Origin of the sequence: Clavibacter sp. MX14-G9D (genome assembly GCF_032917815.1) — a bacterium.
Lineage (GTDB): Bacteria > Actinomycetota > Actinomycetes > Actinomycetales > Microbacteriaceae > Clavibacter > Clavibacter michiganensis_K.
Genome location: NZ_JAVCVL010000201.1, coordinates 1 through 4696 on the forward strand (window position 1 = coordinate 1; position 4696 = coordinate 4696).

At 73.9% G+C, this 4696-nt stretch carries 3 protein-coding genes; all 3 read left to right on the forward strand.

All coding sequences use genetic code 11. From position 1 onward, the window contains the following. Positions 1–792: 792 nt before the first annotated feature. A complete protein-coding gene (locus Q6969_RS12970; RefSeq protein WP_317230806.1) occupies positions 793–2205 on the forward strand; it encodes a cytochrome ubiquinol oxidase subunit I in 1413 nt (470 codons plus the stop codon). Positions 2206–2207: 2 nt separating this feature from the next. Then, on the forward strand, positions 2208–3212 hold the full coding sequence (cydB, locus tag Q6969_RS12975; protein ID WP_317230807.1) for a cytochrome d ubiquinol oxidase subunit II: 1005 nt from the start codon (positions 2208–2210) through the stop codon (positions 3210–3212). A gap of 6 nt (positions 3213–3218) precedes the next feature. Continuing rightward, a partial coding sequence (gene cydD, locus Q6969_RS12980; protein ID WP_317230808.1) for a thiol reductant ABC exporter subunit CydD occupies positions 3219–4696 on the forward strand: 1478 nt, incomplete at its 3' end.

The window sequence follows — 4696 nt, forward strand, 5'->3', positions numbered from 1 at the left end:
CCCCCCCCCCCCCCCCCCCCCCCCCCGCCCCCCCCCGCCGCCCGCCCCCCCCCCCCCCCGCCGCGGGGGGCGGCGCGGCCCCCCGCGCGCCGCCCCCCCCCGCCACGAGCGCCAGGGCGACGACGAGGGCGTCCTCGACGGACGCGGTGCGGGCGTCGAAGCGCGCCGCCGGGATCCCCGCGTCGAGGCGGTCCGCGGCCTCGGCGACCCGCCCGGTGAGCCGAGCGCCGTCGGCGGCGAGGAGGCCGACGAAGGCGGACGCGGGAGCGCCGGAGGCCGGCTGGCCCGTCGGGGACGCCTGCGCGGCCCCCGCGGGTCGTGGACCGAGGTCGGAGGCAGGGGAGGCGGGTGCGGAGGAGGTCATGGCGGCGGCCCTTCGGTCGACGTGCGCGGTGCGGGTGCGGCGGTCCGGGGGATCCGGGCGGCCGGCGGGCGACGGGGCCGACGGGCGGCTCCGCGGGTGGCGGGCGCACCGGGTCGACGCCGATCCGGTGCGTGCCCCGAGCGTCACCCGACCAGGTGAACGACCGGTGTCGCGCATCCCGCCTCCCGGCCAACGCGACCCGGCGGGGAATCGCCGCGACCCGGCGGGGGTCCCCGCGGATCGTCGGCGGGCACTCGCGCGGATCGTCTACAAGTCGTAGAATGGAGGCGTCGCGATGGAGCCTCGAACCGCACGATCCGCCCTCCACAGGAAGCGCAGCCGGTCGCCATGACACCGCACCCCGCCCCCGTCGAACACCCGCATCCCGACAGCCGCCGCCCGGGCGCCGGCGCGAGCGGGGCCCCCCGGTGAACGAGCTGCTGGACCCGCTCGTCCTCTCCCGCTGGCAGTTCGGCCTGACGACCGTCTACCACTTCCTCTTCGTCCCGCTCACGATCGGCATGGCCTTCGTCTGCGCGATCTACCAGACGGCGTGGGTGCGCACGGGTCGGCAGCACTACCTGCGGCTCACGCGCTTCCTCGGCCGGATCTTCCTCATCAACTTCGCCATGGGCACCGTCACCGGCATCGTGCAGGAGTTCCAGTTCGGCATGAACTGGTCCGAGTACAGCCGCTTCGTCGGCGACGTCTTCGGTGCGCCGCTCGCGCTCGAGGGCCTCCTCGCCTTCTTCCTGGAGGCCTCCTTCATCGGCCTGTGGATCTTCGGCTGGGACAAGCTGCCGAAGCGCCTCCACCTGGCGACCATCTGGGTGGTGTCGATCGCGTCGATCCTCTCGGCGTACTTCATCCTCGCCGCGAACGCCTTCATGCAGAACCCGGTGGGCTACCGCATCGACGAGGAGCGGGGGAGGGCGGAGCTCACCGACATCTGGGCGCTGCTCACCAACAAGGTCGCCCTCGCCGCGTTCCCGCACACGATCTTCGCGAGCTTCATGAGCGCGGCCGCGGTCATCATCTCCGTCGCCGCCTGGCACCTGTCCCGCAACCAGCACCTCGACACGATGATGCCGGCGATGCGCTTCGGCATGTGGTTCATGGTCGTCTCGGGCGCGCTGACCATCCTCTCCGGCGACCAGCTCGGCCTCGCGATGGTGCAGACGCAGCCCATGAAGATGGCCGCGGCGGAGGCGCACTACGACACGTCCTCGGGCGCCGCCGCGTCGTTCTCCGTGTTCACCTGGGGGACGCCGGACGGCTCGAGCGAGCTGTTCTCCATCCGCATCCCGTACCTGCTCTCGTTCCTCTCGACCCACACGCTCGACGGCACGGTCGAGGGCATCAACGACCTGCAGGCGCAGTACGTCGCGAGCTACGGCCCCGGCGACTACACGCCCACCATCTGGGTCACCTACTGGGCGTTCCGCTGGATGATCGGCTTCGGCATGGCCGCCATCGGCGTGGCGGTCGCGGGCCTGTGGCTCACGCGCCGCGGCCGGGCCATCACGCGGCCGTGGATGTGGCGGGTCGCCATCTGGGCGGCCCCGCTGCCGCTGCTCGCCATGACCGTCGGGTGGATCTTCACGGAGATGGGCCGCCAGCCCTGGATCGTGTTCAGCCTGCTGCAGACGGCGTCCGCGGTGTCCCCGAACGTCACCGGGGTCCAGGTGCTCATCTCGCTCATCGCCTTCACCCTCGTCTACGGCTCGCTCGCGGTGGTGGAGCTCCGGCTCATCCTGAAGGCCGCCCAGCGGGGACCGGAGCCGGAGCAGGCGCCCGACCCGGAGACGGGCGAGCTCGTGCGGGAAGCGAGCGTGTACTGACCATGGACCTCCCCCTCCTCTGGTTCGGCGTCATCGCCTTCCTCTTCGTCGGCTACTTCGTGCTCGACGGCTTCGACTTCGGGGTGGGCATGAGCCTGCCGTTCCTCGCGAAGGACGACACCGACCGGCGCGTACTCATCAACGCCATCGGGCCCGTGTGGGACCTCAACGAGACGTGGCTCATCGTGGCGGGTGCCGCGCTGTTCGCGGCGTTCCCCGAGTGGTACGCGACGCTGTTCAGCGGCTCCTACCTGCTGCTGCTCGCGATCCTCATCACGCTCATCCTCCGCGGCGTCTCGTTCGAGTACCGGCACCAGGGCGCCTCGGACCGCTGGCGCGGGTCCTTCGACCTGATGATCGTCGTCGGCTCCGTCGTGCCGTCGTTCCTCTGGGGGGTCGTCTTCGCCAACGTGGTGCGCGGCGTGCCGATGGACGCGGACCACGACTACACGGGGTCCACCCTCGACCTGCTGAACCCGTACGCGCTCCTCGGCGGGCTCACCACGCTGTCGCTGTTCCTCGTCAACGGCCTCCAGTTCGCGGCGCTCAAGACGGACGGGCCGATCCGGGCGCGCGCCCGCCTGCTGTCCATGCGGGTCGGGGCGGCGACCATCGTGATCGCGGCCGCCTTCCTCCTCTGGACGACGCTCGCGCACGGGTCGGCGCTGTCGGGGCTCGTCTCGGCCCTCGCGGCCGTCGCGCTCGTCGCGTCGTACCTCGCCAACGCGCGAGGACGCGAGCGGTGGGCCTTCGGGCTCCTCGCGGCGACCATCGCGCTGGCCGTCGCCAGCCTGTTCGCGGCGCTGCACCCGTTCGTGATGCCGGCCTCGAACGACCCCGCGAACGGCCTGACGCTGGAGAACGCGTCGTCGTCGCCGTACACGCTCACGATCATGACGTGGGCCGCGGGCTTCGCCCTGCCGCTGATCCTCGCGTACCAGGCGTGGACGTACTGGGTGTTCCGGAAGCGCATCACGCGCGCCGTGATCACGCAGGCCGCCCACTAGCGCGCCGTGAAGCCCCTGGACCCGCGGCTGCTGCGCTACTCGGCCGCAGCCCGCACCATGCTCGCGGTCGGCGCGCTCGTCGGCGTCGTGCAGACCCTCGCGCTCGTCGCCTTCTGCTGGTCGCTCACGCAGCTCGTCGTGCGGGCGGTCGACGGCGCCGCCGCGGGCGCGCTCGGGCCGCTCCTCGCGCTCGCGCTGGGATCCGCGGTCGTGCGCGGCGCGGCGGCCTGGCTGCTCGACGTGGTCGGCGCCCGCGGCGCGGCGCAGGTGACCTCGGAGCTCCGGCGGCGGGCGCTGCGGGCGATCGCGGACCTCGGTCCGGCCTGGACCGCGTCCCGCAGCCGGGCGCGCCTCACCACCGTGGTGGGTCCCGGCCTCGCCGCCCTCGAGCCGTACTTCTCGCGGTACGTGCCGCAGCTCCTCCTCACGGCGCTGGCCACGCCCATCGTGGTCGCCGTGCTCCTCGTGCAGGATCCGGTCACCGGCATCACCGTGATCGCCACCCTGCCCGTCATCCCCGTCTTCATGGTGCTCGTCGGGTGGGCGACGCAGGAGGTGCAGCGGCGGCAGTGGGCGCGCCTGACGGAGCTCGCCTCCGGGTTCCTCGACGTGGTCGACGGGCTCTCGACCCTGCTCGTGTTCGGGCGCGCCCGGCGCCAGACGGCCCGCATCCGGCGGGTCACCGAGGACTACCGCGTCGAGACGATGCGCGTGCTCCGCATCTCGTTCCTCTCGGGCTTCGTCCTGGAGCTCGCCGCCTCGCTGTCGGTGGCGCTCGTCGCGGTCTCGGTCGGCGTCCGCCTCATCGGCGGGACGCTCGACCTCGAGGTGGGCCTGTTCGTCCTGCTCCTCGCGCCGGAGGCGTTCCTGCCGCTGCGGCAGGTGGGCGCGCAGTTCCACGCCGCCGCGGAGGGGGTCGCGGCCTCCGACGACCTCCTCGGGATCCTCGACGAGGAGCGGGCGCGGCGGGGCACGAGCGCCGTCGCGGCGGCGGGAGGCGGCGCACGGGACGCGGCCACGGACGACGCGACGGCCCACGCGCCCGGCGGGGACGCCCTCGTGATCCGCGACCTCGCCGTCTCGCTCGGGGACGCACCCGTGCTGGGCGGCCTGTCGGCCCGGTTCCCGCGCGGGCGCATCACCGCCGTGACGGGACCGAGCGGGGCCGGGAAGACCTCGCTCCTGCGGGCGCTGCTCGGGCAGCTGCCCGCCACGGGTGCCATCGGATGGGTCGGCGGGGACGTCGGCGCGGGATCCGCGCCCCGGGCCCTCCGCCCGGGGGAGATCGCGTGGTCGGGGCAGCGGCCGGGTCTCATGGCGGGCACGGTCCGCGAGAACGTGGCGCTCGGCATGGCCGATCCCGACGAGGCGCTCGTGCGCCGCGCGCTCGCGCTCGCCGCAGCCGAGGGCATCGACCCCGACCTGCGCCTCGGGGTGGGCGGGCAGGGGCTGTCCGGCGGGCAGGCGCAGCGCGTCGCCGTCGC

Coding starts and splice junctions, on each gene's coding strand:
- cydB (WP_317230807.1), top strand. CDS start 2,208: ATGGACCTCCCCCTCCTCTGGTTCGGCGTCATCGCCTTCCTCTTCGTC.